Here is a 24754-nt window from a genome sequence, read left to right as displayed (position 1 = left end):
CCAGTCGTGGCACCGGGAGCCACCCCATCGGGTGCGCAACCAGTGCTTCGTGAACACGTTAACGTAATCGAGGACGCGCAAGAACCGGGGACGAGCGCTCCTCTTGTCCCGCTAAGTCACAAGACGGTGACGGCGGGCACTTTCGACGCTTGAGGAGGCGCCTGCGTGTCCACGCCCGACGAGCCGGGTGAGCGGCGGCTCACCGGCCCCGACTCGGCCCCCGAGGCCAAGGTCGCGACGAAACCCGGCGCCGGCGCCAGGACGGTCCGCACGATCGGCGAGGTGCTGATCACCGCGGGACTGGTGGTGCTGCTGTTCGTCGTCTACGAGCTGTACGTCACGGACATCTTCTCCGCGGGCAAGCAGGCGACCGCGTCGTCCCAGCTCGACGACGACTGGAAGAACGGCCGCGAGCTGCGCAACGACCTCGTCGACGGCAAGGCGTTCGCGAAGCTGTACATCCCGACGTTCGGCTCCGACTACCACTTCACCGTCCAGGAGGGCGTCGGCCCGGACGCGCTCGAAGTCGGCCCCGGCCATTACAAGGGCACTTCGCTGCCGGGAGAGCCGGGGAACTTCGCGATCGCCGGACACCGGGTCGGCAAGGGCGCCCCGTTCAACGACCTCGACCAGCTCGCCTCGTGCGACGCGCTCGTCGTCGAGACGGTGAACGACTTCTTCGTCTACCGCGTGCTCCCGCACGACGACGAGGTCGCGGACTGGGCGGCCACCAAGGGCGTCGACCCGAAGTGCGCGAAGGTCAAGCCCCTGGCCGACCCGGCGCAGCAGGACGGCGGCCCGTACGGCGAGACGTTCGGCCGCAAGATCGTCACGCCGAACCGCGGTGACGCCGTGGCCGCGGTGCCGTACCGGGCGGACAACCCGCTGCCGAAGGCGAGCCAGGTCGCGCTGCTGACGCTCACCACGTGCCACCCGCAGTTCTCCGACCGGGAACGGCTCATCGTGCACGCCGTGCTCACGAACCAGTTCGCGAAGCAGCCGGGCAACGGCGGATATCCGCAGCTGCTCAAGCAAATCGGGGAAGGTGCCTGATGTACGCGTGGATTTGGCGGCACCTGCCGGGGCCGGTCGCGGCGAAGGCGGTGCTCGCGCTCGTGCTGGTGGCGGCCGTGGTGGCGCTGCTGATGTTCGTGATCTTCCCGTGGGTCGAGCCGATGCTGCCGTTCAACGACGTGTCCGTGCCGCAGTAGTGCGCTTCGGCGTTTTCCTGATCACCGGGCGGTTTCCCGGCCAGACCGATGCCGACGCGCTGACGAGGACGGAGCGCGCGATCGCCGCCGCGGAGGAAGCGGGTTTCGCCGACGCCTGGTTGGCCGAGCACCACTTCATGCCGTACGGCGTGTGCCCGTCGGCGGTGACGCTGGCGGCGCACGCTCTCGGTGCGACGAGCCGGATCGAGATCGGCACCGCGGTGAGCGTGCTGTCGACGAACCATCCGGTGGCGCTCGCCGAGCAGTGGGCGATGCTGGACTTGGTGTCGGGCGGGCGGTTCCGGCTCGGTGTCGGCAGGGGCGGCCCGTGGCGGGACCTCGAAGTCTTCGGCACCGGCGTGCCCCGGTACGAGCACGGGTTCGCCGAAGGCCTCGATCTGCTGCTGCGGGCCACGGCCGACGAGCGCGTGCACGCCGATGGCGCGCATTTCTCGTTCCGCGAGGTGCCGATCGTGCCGAAGTCGCCGCGGCGGTGCGCCCCCGTGGTGGCGTGCGGCGCGCCGGATTCCGACGCGGTGCGCGTGGCCGCGGAGCGCGGGTTGCCGCTGTTGCTGGGCCTGCACGCCGCCGACGACGAGAAGGCCGAGACCGTCCGCCGCTACGGCCCGGCGAACCCCGGCCACATTTCGACCGTGCTGTGCGAGGTCGCCGACGACCGCGAGGCGGTGCTTCGGCGGCTACGTGCCGCGATGCCGGGCTGGCTCGACGCCGGTCTCGCCGCGCATGTGCCGGTGGCCGGGCGATCGCGGCCGACCAGGGATCCGGTCGCCTACACCGAAAAGCTGTGCCGGATCCATCCCGTCGGCAGCGCGGACGACTGCGTCGCGAAGCTCGCCGAGAGTGCGCGGCGGACCGGTGTCGAGCACGTGATCATGATGGTCGAAGGATCCGGTGACCGGGCCGAGGAGAACATCCGCCGAATCGGCGCGGAAATCCTCCCCCGCCTTTCGGGGAACGCGTGACTCCCTGAAAGCTACCGTGATGCCGGGTGCGGGCTGGGCTGCGCATGCCCCGAAGGCCACCTTCGGGGCGCCTAGCGCCGCAAATCCACCCCTCGCACGCTCGACCACCACGACGCGCCCGCACCGAAAGTGACGGTCGGGGCAAGTTCCCGAAGATCACAGTGATGGCGTGTGGATCGCGGCACGCGCCGTGGTGTCGTGGCTGGCGAGTGAGCGGAAGTCCCCGAAGGTGACCTTCGGGGCACGCGAAGGCCCTTCGGGGACAGCTGCGGGTGGCGGCAGCCCGCCACGAGGGCCGAGATCGTGACGCTCAGCGCCCCAAGAGGAGCCTTCGGTGGCACCCGCGACCCGCCCCGACGACCTCTATAGGAGCATTTTTCGGGGCGCGCGAAGGCCCGCAGCAGGCGGCTCGCAGCGCGGCGATCCCGACCCTCATTCCCAGCGGAAGACCTTCGTCGCCAAGGCGCCGCAGCCCACCGCGAACGCGCCGAGCACGACGAGTTGCAGCGGCTGCACGCCCGCGCCGGTCCAGCCGTCCTGCAGCGCCTGCACGCCCGGCGGCAGGTACTTGCCGATTTCCTTCAGCACGTCGGGGAGGAACTGCCTCGGTACCCACACGCCGCCGAAGAACATGGCGGGGACGAACAGGACCATCGCGATCCCGCCCGCGGCGCGCGCACTGCGGGCCAGCGCCGCCGACAACAGGCCGAAGCCGTAGATCGACGCGGTGCCGAGCAGGAACGCGGCGGTGAACCCGAGCGGGTCGCGCGGGCCGGGGATGTCGAACGCGAGCGCCGCGACGACGAGCAGCAGCGCGGTGCCGACGGCGGCGACGACCACGTTGATCAGCACCTGCGCGGCGAGCAGGTTCGCCGGGTGCACGGGTGTGGTCGCGAGGCGGCGCAGGACGCCGCGTTCCCGGTACCCGGCGAGGTAGCTCGGCAGGACCTGCAGGCCCATCACGGTGATCGCCATGACGATCAGCGAAGGCGCCCACACGTTCAGGAACGGCAGCCCGCCGTAGTTTTCGCTCGTCTTGCGGGTGGCGGGCACCAGGCCGATCCCGGTCAGCAGCAGCGCGGGGAACAGCGTGCCGAGCAGCGCGGCGCCGGGGGTGCGCAGGTAGATCCGGGTTTCCGTGGCGGTGATCTTGGTGAAAGCGCTCATCGTTTCCTCACTCCCGTCCGGTCAGCGCCACGAAGGCATCGTCCAAAGTGGACCGTCCAACCCTGCTCATCAGCTCGAGAGGGGTGCCGGTGGCGACGATCCGGCCCGCGTCCAGCACGGCGACCCGATCGCACAGGCGCTCGGCTTCGTCCATGAAATGGGTGACGAGGACGAGCGTCACGCCGGTGTCGCGGACGCTCTCGATCACCTTCCACGTGTCGCGCCGCGCATGCGGGTCGAGGCCCGTGGTGAGTTCGTCGAGCACGGCGACTTCGGGCCGCCCGACGAGCGCGAGCGCGATCGAAAGGCGCTGCTTCTGCCCGCCGGACAGCGTCCCGAAGTAGCTGTTCGCCTTGTCCCGCAAGCCGAACTGGTCCATCAGGTACCCGGGGTCCTCGGGGTCGGCGTAGAAGGACGCGAAGAGGTCGAGCGCCTCGGAAACCCGGATCTTTTCCGGGAGCTGGCTTTCCTGGAGCTGGCTGCCGAGCCGCTGCCGCAGCGCCGCGTGATCGGTGCGCGGGTCGAGCCCGAGCACGGAAATCGTGCCGGAGTCGGGGGTCCGCAGGCCCTGGACGCATTCGACGGTGGTCGTCTTGCCCGCCCCGTTCGTGCCGAGCAGGCCGAAGATCTCGCCGCGTTCGACGGTGAACGAAACGTCGTCGACGGCGACGTGGTCGCGATATCGCTTGTGCAGGTTCCGCACTTCGATGAGTGGCATGCGGAAAACGCTATGCACGGCGGGTGGCCGCGAGAATCCGCGCAGATCCCCAGCTCGGGTGCGATTTCGCTCCCGCAGGGGTGGGGCTGGGCCCACCCCCGCGGACCCGCCTGAACCCAGTGTGCCGCTTCCCGCGATGGGTGAGAATCGACGGATGACCCGCTACGCGCAGTCGGTGGCGCGCTCGTTCGCGCTCGCCGGGTACGCCGTGGTGCTGCTCGTACCGCTGCTGGCGGCCATCGCCTCGTTCGCGCTGATGTGCGTCGGCCTCGTGTTCTTCGTCGTGCCGGTACTGCTGTGGGCGCGCCGCGGTTCGGCGGTGCTGCGACGGCTGGTGACCGCGTGGTGCGGGGTCGCGGTGACCGCGCCGTACCGGCCGGAGCCGCGGCCACCGGAGCGCCAGGCCGACGGCTGGTACCGCGAGGGGAACAGCCTGTTCCGCGGCCCGTTCTGGATCACGGTCACCCGGCGCGTCGAGTGGGTGATCGAGGACCCGGCGACCGGCCGCGAACTGCTGTGGCTCCTGCTGAACCCGATCGCCGGGCTGCTGCTGCCGATCGCGACGCTGGTGACCGGGCCGGTGGGGCTGACGCTGTACGGCCGGTGGGTGGCGCGGCTGCTCGGGCCGCGCGAGGACGAGCACCGGTGGGGCCCGGTCCGCTGGGTCAAGGGGTTCGCGCACCTGCTCGGTTTCCTGGTGCTGAGCCTGGTCATGCTCGCGCTCGGCGCGGTCGCGCTGGTCACCATCGTCGTGCTGGTCGTGCCCGCGCCCTACACCGCGCTCATCGTGCGCGCCGTCGCCAACGCCTACCGCGCGGTCGCGCGCGACTGGGTCGGCGCGCCGATCGCGCGCCCGTACCGGCCGGAGCCTCCGTTCCCGGTGCCGCGCTCCGACGGGATGTACCAGCACCGCCAGCAGCTGTACGAAACCCCGTGGACGCCCGCCTACGCCGCGAGGCTGGAATGGGTGCTGCGCGACGGCGCGACCTGGCGCGATCTGCTCGCCGGATTCGTCACCCCGATCACCGCGCTGGTGCTCTGCGCGGTACCGGCCGGGCTCCTCGGTTACGGCGGTTTCGAAATCTTTCGAGCGTTGCGAGGGGAACGGCCGTGGTGGCTGATCCTGGCGGGGATCGCGGCGGCCCTGATCGGGCTCGCGGTGAGCCCGGTGCTCGCGAGGTGGCAGGCGCTGGCCGCGAAATGGCTGCTCCGGCCGACCGAAGCGGCCCGGTTGGTGCAGCGGGTGAAACGCGTCGAGGCGACCCGCACCGATGCCACGGTCGCGCAGGCGGAGGAACTGCGGCGCATCGAACGCGATCTGCACGACGGCGTCCAGTCGCGGCTCGTCGCGATGGGCATGAAGCTCGGCGCGGTGGAGGCGTTGATCGACACCGATCCCGAAGCCGCGAAGAAACTGGCCGCCGAACTGCGGGAATCCTCCTCGGCGACGTTGACGGAGCTGCGTCAGCTCGTGCGCGGGATCCATCCGCCGGTGCTGTCCGAGCGAGGTCTCGCCGACGCCGTGCGGGCGCTCGCGCTGGACAGTCCGCTGAAGGTCGCGGTGGCGGTGGACCTGCCCGGCCGGATCGAACGCCCGGTGGAGGGGTCGGTGTACTTCGCGGTGGCCGAACTGCTCGGCAACGCGGCCAAACACGGCGCGCACCACGCCGAGATCGGCCTGGACCACCGCGACGATCTGCTGCGCGTGGTGGTCACCGACGACGGCGACGGTGGTGCGGATCCCGCGCGCGGCACCGGGTTGCGCGGGATCGAGCGACGGCTCGGCGCCTTCGACGGTAAGTTCGCCCTGACCAGCCCGCCAGGCGGGCCGACGAAGGTGCTCATGGAGATCCCGTGCCAGCTCGACCCCGAACCGTCGTCGCCGAGGACCAGTACCTCCTCCGGGACGGCCTGACGCATCTGCTCGCGGCGCACGGTTTCGACGTCGTCGCCGCGGTGGGCACCGGTCCCGAACTGCACGCGGCACTGCTGGAGCACCGGCCCGACGTGTCCATTGTGGACGTGCGGATGCCGCCGACGAACACCGACGAGGGCCTGCAGGTGGCGCTCGCGGTGCGCAGGGAGATCCCGGCGCTGCCGGTGCTCGTGCTTTCCCAGCACGTCGAACAGCTCTACGCGCGCGAACTGCTCGCCGACGGTTCCGGCGCGGTCGGCTACCTGTTGAAGGACAGGGTGTTCAACGCCGAGCAGTTCGTCGACGCGGTGCGCCGGGTCGCCGCGGGTGGCACCGTGATGGACCCCGAAGTGATCGCGAAACTGGTCGCGGGGACCGAGCGCGAGGACCCGCTGGCGCCGTTGACCCCGCGCGAGCGCGAGGTGCTTTCCCTGATGGCGGAAGGGTGTTCGAACGCGGCGATCGCGGCGCGGCTGCACATCAGCGAGGGCGCGGTCGGCAAGCACACCGCGAGCATCTTCGGCAAACTCGGGCTCGACCCGTCCGAGGACACGAACCGCAGGGTCCTCGCCGTGATCCGCTTCCTGGACAGCGCGAACTGAACGCGCCCCCGGCCCCGCGGCCGGGGGCGCTTCGCTCAGCAGTCCCGCAGTTCCGGGCTCTGGTTGAGCAGCTGCCCGCGCGGCGAGATGAACGCGCGGTACCTCGCACTGTCCACTTCGGACGGCCGGAAGGCGCCGACCCGGTGGCAGTTCTGGAAGGCGAGCTTCACGCCGAAGTGCCGTTCCAGACCGCCGCGGATCGCGTCCGAGGCGAGCGCGCGCAGCAGTTGACCGCGTTCGGTTTCGCTCGGTGGTGGCGTTTCGTGGTGCGCGAACCCGTCCGGTGCCCCGTCGAGATCGGCGATCACCGTGGTGATCACGTCCCAGGCGTACGGCAGGGATTCGCGGACGCAGGCGACGAACTCCGCATCACCGACCTCACCGCGTTCGGCCTTTTCGAGCAGGGCGGGCGAAACATCGAGAGACATCGAACCTCCGTGGTGGGCGTGAAGGGCCATCTCTGTGGCTACTCGCACTCGCCATCACGGACAAGAGAAAATGATCATCTTTACCGATATGGCCCACACGTCACCCGTTCAGACGGGACACCCGCACCATTTCGTGCCGGTCGACGACCTTGATCCGCTCACGGCCGTGCGGTTCTCCGAGCGCGCGCTCGTGCGCGTCGAGCCGGCCCCAGCCGTCCCAGGTGGTGAACGGCACGCCGCGGTCGGCGAGGAAGGAAAGCACCGCGTCCGGGTGGCCCTGCGTCGGCGCGCGCAAGGTGTCGACGTCCGCGAGCAGGCTGTGCACCGTCTCCGCCGCGTCGCCCTTGGTGTGCCCGATGAGCCCGATCGGACCGCGTTTGATCCAGCCCGTCACGTACACGCCGGGGAGCTGGTTCTCGTCGAGGTCGAGCACGCGGCCAGCCTGGTGCGGCACGGTGCCCGAGAGGTGGTCGAACGGGATCTCCGGCAGGTGCGAGGAGAGGTAGCCGACCGCGCGGTAGACCGCCTGCACGCCCCAGTCGTGGAACTCGCCGGTGCCGCGGACGTTGCCGTCGCCGGTCAGCTCGGTGCGCTCGGTGCGCAGCCCGGTGACCCTGCCGTCCTCGCCGAGGACTTCGGTCGGCGAGTGGAAGAAGTGCAGGTGCAGCCGCCTCGGCCGGGTGCCGTGGTCGCGGATCGCCCACTCCTGCAACGTTTTCACCACCATGTCGACCTGCTTGGACCCGCGGATCGCGGCGATCGAGCCGTCGTCGAACTCGATGTCCTCCGGCTGCACGATGACCTCGACGTTCGGCGAGTGGTCCAGCTCGCGCAGCTCCATCGGGGTGAACTTCGCCTGCGCGGGACCGCGGCGGCCGAACACGTGCACGTCGGTCACCGGACTGGCCGCGAGCCCTTCGTGGACGTTGTGCGGGATTTCGGTGGTGAGCAGTTCGTCGGCGGTCTTCGCGAGGATGCGCGCGACGTCGAGCGCCACGTTGCCGACGCCGAGCACGGCGACACTGGTGGCGTTGAACGGCCAGGTGCGCGGCACGTCGGGATGCCCGTCGTACCAGGAGACGAAGTCGGCGGCGCCGTAGCTGCCGTCGAGGTCGATGCCGGGGATGTCGAGCGGGCGGTCCGCGCTGGCGCCGGTCGAGAAGATCACCGCGTCGTAGAACTCGCGCAGGTCGTCGAGCTTGAGGTCGGTGCCGTAGTCGATGTTGCCGAGCAGGCGCACGCCGGGCTTGTCGAGGACCTTGTGCAGCGCGGTCACGATGCCCTTGATGCGAGGGTGGTCGGGCGCCACGCCGTAGCGGATGAGCCCGAACGGCGCGGGCATGCGCTCGATGAGGTCGATGGAGACGTCCGCGTCGGACTTGAGGAGGCTGTCGGCTGCGTAGATGCCGGCGGGTCCGGCGCCCACGATCGCCACGCGAAGAGTACGAGTCACCGCTCCACGTTAAGGTAAGGTTAGGCTAACTTACACTGTGACGCTCGATACGGTCCACGATTCGGGATGGGCTTGCCGTCGCGGTCCCCTAGACTCGCGGCATGCGCGTACTCGTGGTCGACAACTACGACTCCTTCGTCTACAACCTCGTGCAGTACCTGGCGCAGCTCGGCGCCGACTGCACGGTGTGGCGCAACGACGTCGTCGACCTGAAGAAGGTGCCGGACTTCGACGGCGTGCTCGTCTCACCGGGGCCGGGCACTCCCGAGCGCGCGGGCGCGAGCATCGACGTGGTGAAGGCGTGCGCCGCGTCCGGCACCCCGATGCTGGGCGTGTGCCTCGGCCATCAGGCGATGGGTGTCGCGTTCGGCGCGACCGTCGGCCGCGCCGAAGAACTGCTGCACGGTAAGACGAGCCTCGTGCACCATGCCGAAGCGGGCGTGTTCCAGGGCCTGCCGAGTCCGCTCACCGCGACCAGGTACCACTCGCTGACCGTGCTGCCGGAGACGATCCCGGACGGCTTCGAGGTCACCGCGCGCACCGAGTCCGGCATCGTGATGGGCCTGCGGCACCGCGAGCACCCCCTGGAGGGCGTGCAGTTCCACCCCGAGTCGGTGCTCACTCAGTACGGCCACCGCATGCTGTCGAACTGGATGGCGAGCGCGGGCAGCCCGGTCGAGAAGTCCATTGTGGATGGTCTCGAGCGCCAGACGGTGGCGCTGCAGGAAGCCTCCGCCGGTTAGCACCCGCATGAGCCCCGGTGCGGGCTCGTTTTAGCACCGGCTATCACGCCGATGATATGTTTTTCGCCTTAGCGGCCCCGGTTTACGACGTTTTCCTGTACTGCTACGCTCGCCGCGCACTGCTTGATCAAGCCATATTTTTCTGTGCCTAGTGGTTGATATTCCCTGCTCAGGATCGGGATGTATGGAAACTTGTGATGTCATTTCCCGCCGTATACGCAGACGTAACCGGGTAAAGATTTACGGCCTCGTCGCCGTGGTCGTGCTCGCGGTTTCGGGGTGTGGCGGTGACGAAACCGCCGAACCGGCGAAGCTGAGTCAGGAAGATCTGACGATGCTGCCGGAGGCGACGACTTTCGCCGCACTGCCGGACGCGGCGAAGGACGGCGGATCCGCTCCGACCGCGAAGGTCATCCACCCGAAGGCCGATCTGGTCGTGTACCAGAGCGTCGGCGGCAAGGCGATCGCGAAGCTGCCGACGACGCAGGTCGGCTCGCCGACCTGGGCGCCGGTGCTCTCCGAACAGGGCCCGTGGGCCGAGGTTCTGTTGCCCACCAGGCCGAATCAGGCCAGCGGCTGGGTGCACGCCGATCCGTCCGAAGTGGAATCCGCCGAGAACGACTACCGCATCGACGTGGACACGGCGGCGTTCTCGCTGCAGCTGACCAAGTCGGGCAAGGCGCTCGGCAAGTGGCAGATCGGCACCGGGAAGCCCGAGTTCCCGACCCCGAAGGGGCGAGCGTTCCTGCTGGCCTCGATCGAGGAAACGGTGAACAAGTACAGCCCGATCGTGCTGCCGTTGAGCGTGCATTCCGAATCGCACGAAACCTTCGGCGGCGGTCCCGGCACGGTCGGCATCCACACCTGGCCGAACGACAGTTTCGTCGGCAAGGCGAACAGCGACGGCTGCATCCGCGTGCCGAAGGAAGCGCTCGACGCTTTGGTCAAGGTGCCGCTCGGAACCATTGTCAACATCACCTGAATCACCCTCCCCTCCCCAACAGACAAGAGGTAATCCGTTGATTTCCAGAAAGAAGCTCGCCGGTGCCATCACGCTCGGCGTCGCCGTGGCCGCGGTGACCGCGCCCTCGATCGCCGGTGCCACCGAGTTCAGCAAGAACTCCGCGTTCGCGTTGTCCGCCACCGGCCTGCTGAAGATCGACCCGGTGCCGCACGCGAACGGCGCGGCCGGGTTCGACCAGAAGTCCCTCGCCGAGTTCGCCCTGCCCGGCGGACTCGTCAAGCTGAACCTGCTCAACGCGGAAGCGGGCGGGAACAAGGCGAAGGCCAGCATCAAGGACGTCAGCGTCAGCCTGGACGCGGTGTTCGGCGGCGCAGGCAAGCCGCAGGTCGCCGCGTCGGCGCTGGAAGCGCACTGCAAGGCGGGCGAAGGCGCTTCGTCGCTGGCGAAGGCGAACATCGGCGGCATCAAGCTCGACGTCGCCGCGGCCCCGAACACGAAGATCGGCATCGACGGCCTCGCGTCGGTCACGGTGAACAAGCAGGTCAAGCACAAGGACGGCAGCTTCACCGTCACCGCGCTGTCGATCAGCGTCGATGGCATCCAGACGCTTGATCTCGCCTCGGCCACCTGCGTCGAAAGCTCCGGCGGTGACACCACGACGCCGCCCACCGAGCCGACGAAGCCGGGTAAGCCGAGCACCCCCGGCAAGCCCAGCACCCCTGGCAAGCCGAGCGCGCCGACCACCTCCACCGGCGCCGGAATGCCCGGCGACAAGCCGACCGCCGACGGCAAGGCCCCGACGCCGACCCCGGCGAAGGCCCACCTCGACGTCACCGGCTGAGTTCCTTTTTCGAGCGGGGCCGCCTCCACCGCGGGGAGGCGGCCCCGCTTTTCCGCGCGCTTGGGCGGCGCGCGGATTGCATGCCCCGAAGGCCACCTTCGGGGCGCTGAGCGCCGCAAATGGCGCCCTCGCAAATTTGGCCGCGCGCGACGCCGCGAACTTCGCCCTGATGAGGCTTCTGCTGTCTCGGTAGGGATCTGGTGATGCCCCGAAGGTCACAGTGATGTCGGGTGCGCGGCGCGGTGGTCGGCGGCGGAGGTTCTCCGTTGGTCCCCGAAGGCCACCTTCGGGGACCCTAGCGCCACTTTCTCGGCCCTCGCTGACGTGCGGGCAGTGCCTCGTATGCCCCGAAGGTGGCCTTCGGGGCGCTGAGTGCCCGAAACTCGGCCCTCACAACGACATCCCCGACCAGAGGCGCTAGGGCGGTATGCCGTGAAGGCCACGGACATCCCCGAGCCCGGCGCGACCGCACGAACTATCCCTTTCGTACGCCCAGGGGGTCCCCCGGAATCAACGTTACCTCGGGGCACCGACAGTTCGGCGGGCGCGGGCCAGTGGCGCGGTTGAGGTGTTGCCCTGCTGGCAAGCAATAGCCCGATCGGGCGAGGTAGCGGTTGACGGTAATTCCGGTGATAGCGGTAGTTGTTTTCCTGTGTCGTTCTTATATCGTCCTTAGTCGACGGTCCGTTTGGCGAGTATTGTCGCTCTGCGTGATCGAAGAAAATGGCGTGCTCGATTTCGTCGCGCCGGATGAGGACATTCAGTCGCTCGCCCGCTGGTTGCGCGACGAGGACGGGTTGACCGGCAGGGTCGGCTTCACCGAGTCGGCGCCTCGCGATGGCGAGATGGGCGGAGCGATCGAGGCCCTGTCGGTGATTTTGGGCAGCGGCGTAGCCAAGCAGGCTGTCACGTCGTTCTTCGAGTGGCTGAAGCATCGCCGTACCGCCGAACAGGTGAAGATTCTCGTGAAAAGCCCGGGGAGAACTGATCATCTGGAGCTGGAATGCGGCTCGGCCACCGATGCCGATTCCGTGCTGCGTTCCGTCGAACGATTCCTCGACGGTAAGGAATGACCGGCCCCGCGCTGCCGATCAGGGCGTACTCCCGCGCGGTGCTCATCGGCACCAGCACGTTCCAGCACGCGGAATCGTTGCCGTGGCTGCCCGCGGTCAACAACAACGTCACCGATCTGGCCGCGGCGCTGACCGATGCGGAAACCGGCGTGCTCGACCCCGAGCACTGCACCACGGTGTACACGCCGGATTCGCCGCGCAGCCTGCTCGGCCAGCTCCGGCCGGTCGCGAAGCAGGCCGAGGATCTGCTCGTCGTGTACTACGCCGGGCACGGCCTGCGCGACCTGAACCGCGACACCCTCTACCTCGCCGTCCGCGAAACCGATCCCGACGAACTCGACGGCACCGCGGTGCCGTACGAGTCGTTGCGCGAAATCGTCGCGGCCAGCCCGGCGCGCACCAAGCTGCTGATCCTGGACTGCTGCTATTCGGGCATGGCGATCGGCCGGATGTCGAGCGGCGTTGTCGAGTCCGACGAGGTCGCCGTGCGGGGCACCTCGGTGATCACTTCGTCGCCCCGCAACAAGAAGTCGCTGTCGCCGCCGGGCGAACGGCACACCGCGTTCACCGCGGAAGTGCTGTCGCTGCTGAAGAACGGCCCGCGGATCCCCGGCCGCCAGCTCGACGTCGCCGAGCTGTTCCGTTCGGTCACGGCTGCGATGGCCCGCCGGGACCTGCCGGAACCCAAGATGTCCACAGTGGACACCGCAGGCTTGGTCGTGCTCCGCCGCGCGGCTGGAGCGCGGCCACCGGCGACCCCACCCGATACGGAACCAGTAGCGGTACCGGAACCGCGACCTCGACCGACTCCGACATCCGCACCGCCAGAACCGCAATCCGCGCCCGAGCCATCGCCACCGCCGGTGGTCGCCGCCAAGAAGGAGGCTGGACCAGATCCGAGATCGTGGTCGGATGTGAAGACCGCGGCGGTCGGCCGTGCCAAGCGATCCGTGCAGCCAGGGGCGCTACTGTCGCTCATCCGCGGTTGGGGTCTGTGGATCGTCTTGGTGCTGTGCGGCGGCATGGGGATCGGCGGTGTGGTCGGCGGGATCCTCGCGAAGACCAGTGACCTCAGCGGCGGTATTCCGTTGCTGCTGCTCGGAATCGGGAGCGGCGCGCTGATCAGGCGGCGTTTGGTGAAAGCGCGCAAGGAGGGCAACCCGACCGCGCGGATCGAGGACGCCTTTCCCGCGCTTGGGCACGCGGTCGACCGGGTTCGCACGCCCGTCCTCGTGACCGTCATCGTGGTGTGCTTGGTGGTGGCGATCACCGGCGCGACGCAACCACTCACTTCGACCAGCCAGTGGAGCCCCCTTGCTGTGACCGCCGGTGCCATGGCGTCGGTGCTCCTGGTCGCGGCCGGGTGCGGGTGGGTGCTGTACCGGCGGGTCAGCGGAGGCGGGTCAGCAGGGCGGTGAAGGCGGCAGGGGAGAGCTGGAGGTGGCCGCCCGCGCGGTCCTTGGTGTCGCGCACCCCAACCGCCTGCTCGGCGCGCGCAACTTCCACACAGTTGCCGCCGTTGCTGTCGCTGTACGAGCTTGTGAACCAGGCAGAGTTGGAGAAGGTCGGGGCAGTCATCACACACCCCTTCAGGTGGCGAGTCAGGTGTAGGACTCTGCCACTTTAGCGATGAAGGTACGTGAGGCTGGAGGGTCCAACGCAGCATCCCGCAAGCGCGCGAAGGCGACGTTGTAGCGAGTGTATTGGTCTGCTTCTTTGAGGTAGGTCGCGCCGAAGAGGTCTTCCAAGTAGACGGTTGACAGGTTCTGCTCCTGCAGCCGAAAGAGCTGAAACGCGGATGGGATCGTGATGCGATCCGGCACATCGAACGGCAGTATGCGGATGGTGATGTTGGGCCGCTTCGAGCTTGCGATCAAGTGCTTAAGCTGGCTGCGCATGACTTCGTTGCTGCCTTGGACACGGCGGAGCACTGCTTCGCTCAGTACGACATCCAACCGGAGCGATGGGCGGCCGTTGCGCTTCAGCGATGCCTGTCGCTCCATCCGGGTTGACACCTGCTTCGACACGATTCGCTCATCTGCTTCGGGTTCACCGGCGAGGATGTTGGATCGCGCATAGGCTTCGGTCTGTAGCAACCCATGCACACTTTCGATGGCGTAGCTGCGGATCTCGGTGGCGTCCCACTCCAGAGCCAAGAAGCGCCGGAACCAGTCCGGCACCGCGTCGCGTTCCACCGACTTCCGGCGCCGCCGCCGCTTCGGCTGTGCTTCGGCGAGTGCGACCAGGTAGTCGCGCACTTCGTCCGGCGCGCGGTAGAACTCGGCGAGCTTCCGGATGTCCTCCGGGTCGGCGGTCTGGTTTCCGTTCTCCAGCTTGGAAAGCTTCGGCGTCTGCGCGCCGATGGCCTTGCAGGCTTCGATCGCCGGGTACCCGGCTTCCTCGCGCAGTCGCCGCAGCTCGATGCCGAGCTGGGTCTTGAGGATCTCGACATCCGATGGAATCTCCATGTTCAGGAACGTATCACTTGTTAATCGAGAAATGTTCTCGCTACTATCGCGACACGCTGACGGACTTCACGGAAGGTACCCGAATGACTACCGAAGAGCTGGACGACCTGGCCAGGGCCGCGGTCGACAACAAACCCCGCATGTTCTCCATCTACGGCACGCTCCGCCGCTACCCCGAAGAACCGGTCATCGGCTGGGGCATGGAGTTCCCCGACGGCGACGGCACGATCTTCCGCTTCCTCGGCAGCTCCGGCATCCACACCTCGGAAAGCCCCGAGCGCGTCTTCAAGCTGCAGCAGGTGATCGCGGATGTCGACTTCACCTGGCTCTAGAAACACCGGTGCCCCGCGGCCGTAAAGCTCCGCGGGGCACCAGAGTTGCTCATGACCTAGGGAAAGCCGGGTATCCCCGTCGTCGGCTTGCTCGGACTCGTGCTGCCACTGCTGTCGTACTTGCCGACGACCAGCGTGATCGGCTGGTTCTTGCTGACCTTCGTCCCCGAGGACGGGCTCTGGTCGAGCACCTTGTCGTCGTCACTCTGGTCCGTGACGGCCTTTTCCTGCATGGAAACCGGGCCCGTGAAGCCCTGGCTCCGCAGGGTCGCGCTGGCCTGGTCGAAGCTCTGGCCCTTCAGGCTCGGCATGTCGACCTGCGCCAGCGAACCGTCGGAGACGTCGATCTCCACCGTGCTGTTCTTCGGCTGCGGGCCGCCGTTGGGCTTCTGGTCGACGACGATGTCCTTGTCCTTGTCGCTGGCCACCGTGTTGACCTTGACCTTGAACCCGGCGTTCTGCAGCGTCTTCTTCGCCTGGCTGACCGTCGAGCCGCGGGTGTCCGGCACCTGGCCCGACGCGGGCTGCTTGCCGACGGTGATCTGGACCGCGGTGCCCGAGTCCACCGACGTGCCCGAGGCCCGGCTCTGGTCGAGCACCTTGTTGTACAGGTTCGGGTCGTCGGTTTCCTGATCCTTGATGTTCGGGTCGAGCTTGAGCCCGGCCTGCGTCAGCAGCGCGGTGGCCTCGGTCGGGGTCTTCCCGTGCAGGTCCGGCACGTTCGTCTTGCCCGGCGGCCTGCCCACCTTCAGCACGACCTTGTCGGTCGTCTTCACCTGGGCGCCCGAGTCCGGAGTGGAGCTGATGACCTTGTTGACGTCGTCGGGCCCGCACGGCGCGGCGCCGCCGTCCGTGCTGGCCTGGCAGGTCACCGCTTCCGAGGAGATGTTGGTCTGCGGCATGCCCTGGTCGACCAGGGTGCTGATCGCCTTCTGCTCGAGCTGGCCCTTGAGCGCCGGCATCGCGAACGTCTTCGCGTCACTGCCGAACGCGTTGAGCAGCCAGAGCAGCAGACCCACGATGACGATCCCGAGCACGGCCAGCAGTACCGCGATCTTCGTGCGGCGCTTGCGTTTTTCGCGTGCTTCCGCCTCGGGGTCGCCGTAGTCGTCGTAGTCCTCGTACCCGGCGGGTGCGGCCTGGCGACGGCCGTCCATGAGCTGGGTGCGCTCGTCGTCGGCCATCACCATCGGCGCGGACGGGCGCTGGCCGGACAGCGTGCGCACCAGGTCGGAGCGCATCTCCGCGGCCGACTGGTACCGGTTCGCCGGGCCCTTCGCGAGCGCCTTCAGCACCACCGCGTCCAGTTCCGGCGACACCGCAGGGTTCACGCTCGACGGGGCCTGCGGGTCTTCCCGCACGTGCTGGTACGCGACCGCGACCGGCGAGTCACCGGTGAACGGCGGCTCCCCGGTGACGAGTTCGTACAGCACGCACCCTGCCGCGTAGACGTCGCTTCGGGCGTCCACGCTCTCGCCGCGCGCCTGCTCGGGCGAGAGGTACTGGGCGGTGCCGATCACCGCGGCGGTCTGGGTCATCGCGGACTGGCCGTCGTGCAGCGCACGCGCGATGCCGAAGTCCATCACCTTGACCGCGCCGTTCTTGGTGATCATCACGTTCGCGGGCTTGACGTCCCGGTGGATGATCCCGTGGCGGTGCGAGAAGTCCAGTGCCGCGGAGACGTCGGCCATGACCTCCATGGCCCGCTTCTGCGGCATCGGGCCTTCGGTCTTCACGATGTCGCGCAGCGTCCTGCCGTCGACGAACTCCATCACGATGTAGGGCAGCGGACCGTACTCCGTCTGCGCTTCACCGGTGTCGTACACGGCGACGATCGCGGGGTGGTTCAGCGCGGCCGCGTTCTGCGCCTCGCGCCGGAACCGTTCCTGGAACTGCGGATCTCGGGCGAGATCGGCACGCAGGATCTTCACCGCGACCTCGCGCCCGAGCCGGACGTCGTGGCCGTGGTGGACCTCGGACATGCCTCCGTAGCCGAGCGTGTCGCCCAGCTCGTAGCGGTTCGAGAGCAGTCTCGGTGTGCTCATCGGTGGGTGCCGTTCCATTCCGTCCAAGGTGTGCCCATCATGCCCTGTAAGCGGTTCTCTCTGGTGAAGGCGGTCCACTTCCGGGTGAGTGTGTCTCCTCACCCGGCTGGGTGAAGCCGGATGGCGGTGTCCGCACCCCCGGCTCCGGGCCGTCTTCGTTCGGTTCCGGTGCCCTGCCCACCGTGGTACCGGGGTCGACCGTGCCCGGCGCCGGGGTGCCGCCCGACCTGGTGAACACCGGGATCAGGAACACCGCGGCCACGATCAGTGCCACGAGTACCACGGCGAGTACCACCCACAAGGCGGTATGGGTCCGTTTTCGGGGCGGTACCGGTAACGACACCGGCCCCGGCACCATCCCACCCGACGGCGGGTGCGCGACCACCGGCTGCTGCACCGGGTGCATGGCGGGCCGCGACGGCGGGCCCACCGGTGCGCCGAGCTGCTGCTGCGGCGGCGGGTAGGCCGCGTTCACCACGCTCAACGGCAACGGCAGGGGATGCCCCGCGCGCACCGCCGCGACGGCGCGCGCGAATTCGCCCCCGCTGTTGTATCGCTGACGGGGGTCCTTCGTCATCGTTGCTTCGATCACCGCGCGCGCACCGGGCGGCACGTCGGGCGGCAGCGGCGGCGGCACGTCCCTGATGTGCATCATCGCCACCGTCACCGCGTTCTCCGACAGGAACGGCCGGTGCCCGGTGAGGCACTCCCACCCGCACACCGCCAGCGAATAGACGTCGCTCGCGGGTTCCGCGTCGTGGCCGAGCGCCTGCTCCGGCGCGATGTAGTGCGCGGTGCCCATCACCATGCCCGACCGCGTCACCGGTGCCGCGTCGGCCGCCTTCGCGATCCCGAAGTCGGTGAGCTTCACGGTGATCTGGCCGTCCTGCCCCGCCACCACGAGTATGTTGCCCGGTTTCACGTCGCGGTGCACAAGCCCGCGCTCGTGCGCCGCCTGCAACGCGTTTCCCGCCTGCTCCAGGATTTCCAGCGTCCGGTCCGCGGTGAGCCTGCCCTGCTTGGCCAGGATGCCCGCGAGGGGATCGCCCTCGACCAGTTCCATCACCAGGTAGGCGATCGACAGCTCGTCCGCGACGGTTTCGCCGTAGTCGTGCACGGCGGCGATGTTCGGGTGGTTCAGCGAAGCCGTGGTGCGCGCCTCGGTGCGGAAGCGGTGCAGGAACTCGGCGTCCCCGGACAGCTCCGCCTTGAGGATCTTGACCGCCACGGTGCGGTCCAGCCGGGTGTCGTTGGCCTGCCAGACCTCACCCATCCCGCCGACGGCGATCCGGCTGGTGAGCCGGTACCGGTCGGCGAGCAGCTGGCCCGTGGACAGCATCCGCTATCCACCCCCGACGACGGCGTTGATCGCCGCGCGGCCGATCTCGGCCGCCACCGAGCCACCGGTCGCCTCCAGCCCGGCGTTGCCGCCGTTCTCCACCAGCACCGCCACCGCGATCTGCGGGTCGTTGGCCGGGGCGAACGCGGTGTACCAGGCGTCGGGCGGGGTGGTCTTCGAGTTCACGCCGTGCTCCGCGGTACCGGTCTTCGAGGCGATCTGCACGTCGGGACGCTTGCCGCCGCCCTTCGTGAAGCTCTCCGACCCGATCATCATGTCCTTGAGGATGCTGGCGTTCGACGAAGACAGCGCGGGCGTGCCGGTGAGCTGTTTCGGCGAGTACGTCTCGATGTCGGACAGGTCCGGCGCCAGGATCTTCTTGATCAGCTGCGGCTGCATGGCCATCCCGCCGTTCGCCACGGTCGCCGAGAGCAGGCAGTCCTGCAGCGGCGTGAGCCGGACGTTGAGCTGGCCGATGCCGCTCTGGTACAGCGCGGGCTGCGAGTCGAGCGCGCCGAGCGAGGACGGCGCCACCCGCATCGGCAGCGTGACGTCCTGCCCGATGCCGAAGTTCACCGCGGCCTTGGTCAGCTTGTCCTTGCCGAGCTGGCCGGCGAACTCCGCGAACGGCACGTTGCACGAATGCGCCAGCGCGTCCTTGAAGGTGCCGCCCGCGCACGGCGTGCCGTTGTAGTTCTCCAGCTTGACGTTCGTGGTCGGCAGTGTCGTGTTCGACGCCGTGTTGATCGGGGTGTCGGGGCCCTTGCCGTCTTCGAGCGCGGCCGCGGCCGTCACGAGCTTGAACGTCGAACCGGGAGGGTAGATCTCCTGGGTCGAGCGGTTCAGCATCGGCTTCTTCGGGTTGTCGTAGCTCGCCCACGCGTTCTTCTGCGTTGCGGTGTCGTGCGCCGCCAGGGGGTTCGGGTCGTACGACGGCGTCGACACCATCGCCAGGATTTCGCCGGTCTTCGGGTTCATCGCGACCACCGAACCCGAGTAGCCCTTCTGCATCATCATGTCGTAGGCGGCCTTCTGCACCTTCGAGTTGATGGTGAGCTGCACGTTGCCGCCGCGCGGGTCGCGGCCGGTGATCAGGTCCGAGAGCCTGCGCACGAACAGCCGCGGGTCGGAGCCGTTGAGGATCTCGTCCTCGGCGCGTTCGAGCCCGCCCGCGCCGTAGTTGATCGAGTAGTACCCGGTCGTCGGCGCGAACAGCGGCCCCGCGGTGTAGGTGCGGGCGAAGCGGTACTTGTCGTTCGACGGCGCGGTCGTCGCCAGCAGGTTGCCGTCGGCGTCGGTGATGTTGCCGCGCTGGCGCGAGTACTCGTCGTAGAGAACGCGCGAATTCCTGCTGTCGGCGCGGTAGTCGTCGGCCTTGAACATCTGGATGTAGGTGGCGTTGACGAGCAGCAGGACGATCATGACGATCATCGTGATGCCGACCTTGCGCATCGGCGTGTTCACTGCTGGCCTCCCAACTCCGGCGGACGTTGCACCATCACCGTGTGCGCCTCGGCGATCGGCGCCTGCTGCGGCACCGGTGCCTTCGGCTTCGCCGCGGGGCGGCGCGCCGCGTCCGAGATGCGCAGCAGCAGCGCCACCAGGATGTAGTTCGCCAGCAGGGAAGAACCGCCGTAGGACAGGAACGGCGTGGTGATACCGGTCATCGGGATCAGCTTCGTGACCCCGCCGACGATCACGAACACCTGCATGATCAACGCGAAGGACAGGCCGCAGCCGAGCAGCTTGCCGAAGGTGTCGCGCACCGCGAGCGCGCTGCGCATCCCGCGCAGCGCCAGGATCAGGTACATCATCAGCACCGCGGCGAGCCCGATGAAGCCGAGCTCCTCGCCGATGCCCGCGGTGATGAAGTCGGTGTTGGCCTCCGCCACGATCTCCGGCCTGCCCGCGCCGAGCCCGGTGCCCGCGATCCCGCCGGTGCCGAGCCCGAACAGCGTCTGGACGATCTGGTAACCGCTGCCGTACGCGTCCGCGAAGGGGTCGATCCAGTTCTGCACCCGGGTCTGCACGTGGGTGAACAGGTTGTAGGCGACCACGGCGCCACCCGCGAACAGCGTGAGACCGAGCACCACCCAGATGGCCCGTTCGGTGGCGACGTACACCAGAACCAGCACCAGGCCGAAGAACAGCAGCGCGCTGCCGAGGTCCTTTTCGAAGACCAGGACGCCGAGGCAGACGGCGGCGGCGATCAGCAGCGGGCCGAGGTCGCGGCCACGCGGCAGCTCGATCCCGGCGATCTTCTTGCCCGCGGTCATGAATATGTCGCGTTTGGACACCAGGAACGCGGCGAAGAAGATGATCAGCAGGATCTTCGCGAACTCACCGGGCTGGATACCGGTGATCCCGGGGATCTTGATCCACACCTTCGCGCCGTTGGCCTCGGACAGCGACGACGGCAGCAGTGCGGGCAGCGCCAGCGCGCCGATGCCGACCAGGCCCGCGGTGTAGGAATACCGCGTCAGCGTGCGGTGGTCGGACACCACGACCAGCACGATCACGAACAAGACCAGCGACAGCAACGTGAACAGCAGCTGCTTGCCGATGTAGGGCGTGAAGTCCTTCCCGTCCTCGGCCGCCTTCGCCGCGTAGGCGAGGTCGAGCCGGTGGATCATCACCAGGCCGAGGCCGTTGAGCAGCGCCACGAACGGCAGGATCAGCGGATCCGCGTACGGCGCCCACCGCCGCACCGCGAGATGCGCGCCGGCGAACAGGGCGAGGTACGCGAGCCCCAGCCAGATGATCGACGAGGTGAGTTCCTGCTCCTGGTTCGCTTCGACCAGTACCAGCGCCATCGTGACGATGAACGCCGCGAACCCGAGCATGCCCAGTTCGGTGCCACGCCTGGTCGGGACCTCACGTGGCGGATTCGTCTGGTACTGGCCTGCCAAGGGGTCCGAAACGGGCTGCCCCATCAGTGACCGCCGCCGGTGCCGGGCGTCGTCTGGAGGCAGTCCACCCCCGGTTGCCCACCTTGCGCACCGGTGCTCGGCGCGGCCGGGGTGCTCGGCTGGGGCGGCCCGCCGGGCGCGGGGGTCTTCGTGGCGCAGTTGTTCTTGCGCAGCCCGGTGATGTAGTCACGGGCCTGGTCGAGGTTGTCGCGCGGGATGCCGTTGCGCACGGCGTTCTGCGCGCCCTGCTGCAGCTGGTTCAGCATCAGCGGCTTGCACAGCGACCCGTTCGGCACGCACGACCCTTCCGCCTGCTGGTGCAGGTTGAGACCGAAGATGCTGCCCTGCACACCCCGGTAGATGACGACCTCGTCGCTCGGGCCGACGCCGACGTAGTACTGGCTCAGCACGAAGTACCGCGTGGTGATCCCGGCCGCGGCCAGCACCACCAGCACCAGCAGTATCCCCACCAGCCAGCGGATTCGCTTGCGCCGCTTGACTTTCGGGTCCGGCTGCTCCTCGATGACCTCCGGGCGCGGCTGCGGCGGCGGGGCCGTCAGCGCACGCGCCCTCGCGGCGGGCGAATCCCCCTGGGGGGCGTAGTCGTCACTGCCGTCACCGGCGGCGCCGCCGACGATCGGGGCGTCCTCGCCGTAGTCGACGTCCACCACGTCCGCGACGATCACGGTCACGTTGTCGGTGCCGCCGCCGCGCAGCGCCAGCTCGATCATCCGGTCCGCGCACTCCTGCGGGGTGCCGTTCTGGATGGTTTCCGCGAGCGTGTCGTTGCTGACCATGTCGGACAGCCCGTCCGAGCAGATCAGGTACCGGTCACCGGCGCGCGCCTCGCGCACGGTGAGGCTCGGTTCGACCTCGTGCCCGGTCAGCGCCTTCAGCAGCAGCGAGCGCTGCGGATGCGTCGCGGCCTCTTCCTCGGTGATCCGGCCCTGGTCGAGCAACTCGTTCACAAAGCTGTCGTCCCGGGTGATCTGCGAGAACTGGCCGTTGCGGGACATGTAGGCCCGCGAATCGCCGACGTGCGCCAAACCGAGGCGGGTGCCCGAAAACAGCACCGCGGTCAGCGTCGTGCCCATCCCGTCGAGATCGGGATCGTTCGCCACCAGCTCGGCGATCGCGCCGTTCCCGTGCGCCACCGCCTCCCGCAACTGGGACAGCAGGTCGTCACCGGGTTCGTCGTCGTCCAGCGGCGCCAGCGACGCGATCATCACCTTGCTGGCCACCTCGCCAGCGGCATGGCCGCCCATGCCGTCGGCGAGCGCCAGCAGCCGAGGACCCGCGTATACCGAGTCCTCGTTGCCAGAACGCACCAGGCCGCGGTCGCTGCGGGCCGCGTAGCGAAGGACGAGTGTCATGGGCGGAGCTCGATCACCGTCTTGCCGATCCGGATGGGGACCCCGAGCGGAACTCGGAGGGGTTGAGTGACCTTAGCCCGGTCCAGATAGGTCCCGTTCGTCGAACCCAGGTCTTCCACGTACCAGTCCCCACCCCGCAGCGAGAGGCGAGCGTGCCTCGTCGACGCGTAGTCGTCGTCGAGGACCAGCGTCGAATCGTCGGCCCTGCCGATCATGATCGGCCGCTCGTCGAGCGTGATCCTCGTGCCGGCCAGCGCGCCGTGGGTCACGATCAGCTGCCTCGCCGACTTCCCGCCGCCGGGGCCCCGCTGCTGCTTCTTCTCCTTGTTCCGGCGCAGGCCGGGAACCGCGACCCGGAGCCCGGACGCGGCATACAGGTCCGAGCGCACCACCCGCAACGCGGCCAGCACGAACAGCCAGAGCAGGATCAGAAATCCCACCCTGGTCAGTTGGACGACCAGCTCTGGCACCGGTTGTGTCAGCTCCCGCCTGTGCGCGCGCCCGCCCCGCGACGCGTTTCGCCGCAGGTTCCCGCACGGGAATTATGCGGGACGGAAAAACTCGCGCGCGCGGCGGCTGTCGGTCTTGGGCCAAACGCGTGGTTGTCGATCAGCCCTGGGTGCGGAAGACCAGCGACGAGTGGCCGACCCTGATCACGTCACCGTCGGCGAGCTGCCAGGTCTGCACCGGGGTGCCGTTGACCGTGGTGCCGTTCGTCGAGCCGATGTCCGCCAGCGTCGCGCTCTGGCCGTCCCAGGTGATCTCCAGGTGCCTGCGGGAAACCCCGGTGTCCGGGAGGCGGAAGTCCGCGTCCTGGCCGCGGCCGACCACGTTGCCGCCCTGCTTCAGCGAGTAGCTGCGGTTCGACCCGTCGTCGAGCTGCAGCGTCGCCGCGAGCTGACGGCCACCACCAGCGGGAGGCGGGGCGAACCCGGGCTGCTGCTGCGCGTACGGGTCCGGCGCCGCGGGAGGCGCGTACCCGCCCGGCTGCTGGTAGCCCTGGTCGTACCCGCCGGGCTGCTGGTAGCCCTGGTCATAGCCGCCGGGCTGTTGGTAGCCCTGGTCGTAGCCGGGCTGGCCGCCGGGCTGCTGGTAGCCCTGGTCGTACCCGCCGGGCTGTTGGTAGCCCTGGTCGTAGCCGGGTTGGCCGCCCGGCTGCTGGTAGCCCTGGTCATAGCCGCCGGGCTGCTGGTAGCCCTGGTCGTAGCCACCCTGCTGGCCGCCGTACTGGTCATACCCTGGCTGCTGCCCGCCGTACTGGTCGTAGCCAGGCTGCTGGCCGCCCTGCTGGTAGCCCTGGTCGTAACCGGGCTGACCCTGTCCGTAGCCGTACTGGCCCTGCTGGCCGTACGGGTCGCCCTGGTCGTATTGGCCGTAGCCGGGGGGCTGGCTCATTGCTCGGTCTCCTGCGTCGCTGGGTGGTGCTGATCGTCCGTTCCTCCCGGCGTCATGCGCGCTGACGTCGGGATCGACGGACGAGCGGGTCTTGAACTGTCCAGTATGCAGCGCCTCGTTGCGCTCGAGCGAAACTACGACGTCACCATAGGTGTCCCAACCGTGCTCGGCGAGATGCTGCGCCACCGCTTCGGCGAGCACACGGGTGACGCGCTGTTCGTCACCGGCCATCCGGTCGTGATCAGCCTGCCCCAAGGACACGATGTAGTGATTCGGGGCGAGCTGACGGCCACCGGCCAGCTCACGAACATTGTCCTCACTCTCCCGTTCCAACGCCTGTGCCACTTCCTGAGTGACGACGTTGCCGCCGAACATCCGGGCGAAGGTGTTACCCACCAGGTGCTCAAGGCGCCTGTCGAAGCGCTCAACGCGGCCCACGGGGTCACACTCCTCCTTACTCGCCTGCTCGACACCGATCCTATCTGGGTACGGACCGTTCGACAGCGGGGTCCGTGAAACCCGTTCGAGCGGCCTGATACTCTTCTCTGGCTGTCGCAGTTGCTCGGGCGAGTGGCGGAATGGCAGACGCGCACGGTTCAGGTCCGTGTGTCCGAAAGGACGTGAGGGTTCAACTCCCTCCTCGCCCACCCTAGTCGCGGGGCCTTCGGTCCCCGCTCCCGTTGTCTTGATTCGCAGTGGGGGGACGACCCCCCACACCCCCCGGGCTGTAGGTAGGCGATCTTTGCGGTCGCGGGTTTGTGCGCGGGTGGGTACTGGATTTTGGTTGTTTGGACC

The 24754-nt window shown here is 68.6% G+C and carries 24 protein-coding genes and 1 tRNA gene; 12 read left to right on the top strand and 13 right to left on the bottom strand.

Features of this window, described 5'->3' with window-relative positions; all coding sequences use genetic code 11:
- The first annotated feature begins 165 nt into the window (after positions 1-165).
- The 3 genes from HUW46_RS19350 to HUW46_RS19340 are packed head-to-tail and all read left to right on the top strand — an operon-like array spanning position 166 to position 2194.
- On the top strand, positions 166-1053 hold the full coding sequence (locus HUW46_RS19350; RefSeq protein WP_215548610.1) for a class E sortase: 888 nt from the start codon (positions 166-168) through the stop codon (positions 1051-1053).
- Positions 1053-1211, top strand: coding sequence for a hypothetical protein (locus HUW46_RS19345; RefSeq protein ID WP_215548609.1), 159 nt, complete (start codon positions 1053-1055; stop codon positions 1209-1211). Before HUW46_RS19350 ends, HUW46_RS19345 begins: the two co-directional genes overlap by 1 nt.
- On the top strand, positions 1211-2194 hold the full coding sequence (locus HUW46_RS19340) for an LLM class flavin-dependent oxidoreductase (RefSeq protein ID WP_215548608.1): 984 nt from the start codon (positions 1211-1213) through the stop codon (positions 2192-2194). Before HUW46_RS19345 ends, HUW46_RS19340 begins: the two co-directional genes overlap by 1 nt.
- 432 nt (positions 2195-2626) lie before the next feature.
- Here the strand turns inward: HUW46_RS19340 and HUW46_RS19335 are convergent, their stop codons facing one another.
- Both HUW46_RS19335 and HUW46_RS19330 read right to left on the bottom strand, forming a co-directional pair.
- On the bottom strand, positions 2627-3361 hold the full coding sequence (locus HUW46_RS19335; RefSeq protein ID WP_215548607.1) for an ABC transporter permease: 735 nt from the start codon (positions 3359-3361) through the stop codon (positions 2627-2629).
- A 7-nt stretch (positions 3362-3368) separates the two neighbouring features.
- Positions 3369-4079 carry an ABC transporter ATP-binding protein gene (locus HUW46_RS19330; RefSeq protein ID WP_215548606.1) on the bottom strand — a complete coding sequence of 237 codons (711 nt, stop codon included), beginning with the start codon at positions 4077-4079 and terminating at the stop codon, positions 3369-3371.
- 154 nt (positions 4080-4233) lie between these two features.
- On the opposite strand from HUW46_RS19330, the gene HUW46_RS19325 reads away from it, so the two are divergent.
- Entirely contained in the window at positions 4234-5994 is a 1761-nt protein-coding gene (locus tag HUW46_RS19325) for a sensor histidine kinase (RefSeq protein ID WP_215548605.1), read from the top strand.
- Positions 5934-6596: a response regulator gene (locus HUW46_RS19320; RefSeq protein WP_215548604.1), complete on the top strand. Its 663-nt coding sequence runs from the start codon at positions 5934-5936 to the stop codon at positions 6594-6596. The genes HUW46_RS19325 and HUW46_RS19320 overlap by 61 nt, the downstream gene beginning before the upstream one ends.
- Before the next feature lie 35 nt (positions 6597-6631).
- Here the strand turns inward: HUW46_RS19320 and HUW46_RS19315 are convergent, their stop codons facing one another.
- Positions 6632-7024: an SCO5389 family protein gene (locus HUW46_RS19315; RefSeq protein ID WP_215548603.1), complete on the bottom strand. Its 393-nt coding sequence runs from the start codon at positions 7022-7024 to the stop codon at positions 6632-6634.
- 100 nt (positions 7025-7124) lie between these two features.
- A complete protein-coding gene (locus tag HUW46_RS19310; protein WP_215549969.1) occupies positions 7125-8450 on the bottom strand; it encodes an FAD-dependent oxidoreductase in 1326 nt (441 codons plus the stop codon).
- Between the two features lie 128 nt (positions 8451-8578).
- Between HUW46_RS19310 and HUW46_RS19305 the strand changes: the two genes are divergently transcribed.
- The 5 genes from HUW46_RS19305 (at position 8579) to HUW46_RS19285 (ending at position 13516) form a co-directional block, all read left to right on the top strand.
- Entirely contained in the window at positions 8579-9220 is a 642-nt protein-coding gene (locus HUW46_RS19305; RefSeq protein WP_215548602.1) for an aminodeoxychorismate/anthranilate synthase component II, read from the top strand.
- Between the two features lie 184 nt (positions 9221-9404).
- Positions 9405-10202 carry a L,D-transpeptidase gene (locus tag HUW46_RS19300; protein WP_215548601.1) on the top strand — a complete coding sequence of 266 codons (798 nt, stop codon included), beginning with the start codon at positions 9405-9407 and terminating at the stop codon, positions 10200-10202.
- Between the two features lie 37 nt (positions 10203-10239).
- Complete coding sequence (locus HUW46_RS19295; protein WP_254126321.1) at positions 10240-11025, top strand: choice-of-anchor P family protein; 786 nt, start codon at positions 10240-10242, stop codon at positions 11023-11025.
- A 710-nt stretch (positions 11026-11735) separates the two neighbouring features.
- Positions 11736-12098 carry an effector-associated constant component EACC1 gene (locus HUW46_RS19290; RefSeq protein ID WP_215548600.1) on the top strand — a complete coding sequence of 121 codons (363 nt, stop codon included), beginning with the start codon at positions 11736-11738 and terminating at the stop codon, positions 12096-12098.
- Complete coding sequence (locus HUW46_RS19285) at positions 12095-13516, top strand: caspase family protein (RefSeq protein WP_215548599.1); 1422 nt, start codon at positions 12095-12097, stop codon at positions 13514-13516. The genes HUW46_RS19290 and HUW46_RS19285 overlap by 4 nt, the downstream gene beginning before the upstream one ends.
- On the opposite strand, the gene HUW46_RS19280 is transcribed toward HUW46_RS19285, so the two are convergent.
- Positions 13488-13676, bottom strand: coding sequence for a DUF397 domain-containing protein (locus HUW46_RS19280; protein ID WP_215548598.1), 189 nt, complete (start codon positions 13674-13676; stop codon positions 13488-13490). The two genes, HUW46_RS19285 and HUW46_RS19280, sit on opposite strands and share 29 nt — an antisense overlap.
- A 23-nt stretch (positions 13677-13699) precedes the next feature.
- Positions 13700-14566 (bottom strand): helix-turn-helix domain-containing protein, encoded by an 867-nt coding sequence (locus HUW46_RS19275; protein WP_215548597.1) that lies wholly within the window; start codon positions 14564-14566, stop codon positions 13700-13702.
- Between the two features lie 83 nt (positions 14567-14649).
- On the opposite strand from HUW46_RS19275, the gene HUW46_RS19270 reads away from it, so the two are divergent.
- A complete protein-coding gene (locus HUW46_RS19270; protein ID WP_215548596.1) occupies positions 14650-14898 on the top strand; it encodes a hypothetical protein in 249 nt (82 codons plus the stop codon).
- A 56-nt stretch (positions 14899-14954) separates the two neighbouring features.
- Here HUW46_RS19270 and pknB read toward each other — a convergent pair whose 3' ends face one another.
- From pknB to HUW46_RS19235, 7 genes are all read right to left on the bottom strand, one after another.
- Positions 14955-16943 carry a Stk1 family PASTA domain-containing Ser/Thr kinase gene (gene pknB, locus HUW46_RS19265; RefSeq protein ID WP_215548595.1) on the bottom strand — a complete coding sequence of 663 codons (1989 nt, stop codon included), beginning with the start codon at positions 16941-16943 and terminating at the stop codon, positions 14955-14957.
- Positions 16944-16980: 37 nt separating this feature from the next.
- Entirely contained in the window at positions 16981-18282 is a 1302-nt protein-coding gene (locus HUW46_RS19260; protein ID WP_215548594.1) for a serine/threonine-protein kinase, read from the bottom strand.
- A gap of 3 nt (positions 18283-18285) precedes the next feature.
- Positions 18286-19746, bottom strand: coding sequence for a peptidoglycan D,D-transpeptidase FtsI family protein (locus HUW46_RS19255; RefSeq protein WP_215548593.1), 1461 nt, complete (start codon positions 19744-19746; stop codon positions 18286-18288).
- On the bottom strand, positions 19743-21215 hold the full coding sequence (locus HUW46_RS19250) for an FtsW/RodA/SpoVE family cell cycle protein (protein ID WP_215548592.1): 1473 nt from the start codon (positions 21213-21215) through the stop codon (positions 19743-19745). The genes HUW46_RS19255 and HUW46_RS19250 overlap by 4 nt, the downstream gene beginning before the upstream one ends.
- Positions 21215-22564 carry a PP2C family protein-serine/threonine phosphatase gene (locus tag HUW46_RS19245; RefSeq protein WP_215548591.1) on the bottom strand — a complete coding sequence of 450 codons (1350 nt, stop codon included), beginning with the start codon at positions 22562-22564 and terminating at the stop codon, positions 21215-21217. The genes HUW46_RS19250 and HUW46_RS19245 overlap by 1 nt, the downstream gene beginning before the upstream one ends.
- Positions 22561-23034, bottom strand: coding sequence for an FHA domain-containing protein FhaB/FipA (locus HUW46_RS19240; RefSeq protein WP_215548590.1), 474 nt, complete (start codon positions 23032-23034; stop codon positions 22561-22563). Before HUW46_RS19240 ends, HUW46_RS19245 begins: the two co-directional genes overlap by 4 nt.
- Positions 23035-23173: 139 nt before the next feature.
- Positions 23174-24397 (bottom strand): DUF3662 and FHA domain-containing protein, encoded by a 1224-nt coding sequence (locus HUW46_RS19235; RefSeq protein ID WP_215548589.1) that lies wholly within the window; start codon positions 24395-24397, stop codon positions 23174-23176.
- Between the two features lie 126 nt (positions 24398-24523).
- On the opposite strand from HUW46_RS19235, the gene HUW46_RS19230 reads away from it, so the two are divergent.
- Positions 24524-24606: transfer RNA gene (locus HUW46_RS19230), tRNA-Leu, on the top strand.
- Positions 24607-24754: the final 148 nt, after the last annotated feature.

The sequence above is a fragment of the Amycolatopsis sp. CA-230715 genome (genome assembly GCF_018736145.1).
In the GTDB taxonomy this organism is placed as follows: domain Bacteria; phylum Actinomycetota; class Actinomycetes; order Mycobacteriales; family Pseudonocardiaceae; genus Amycolatopsis.
Note: the sequence above shows the minus strand (reverse complement) of the source record. Positions and strands in the feature narration are given on the sequence as shown.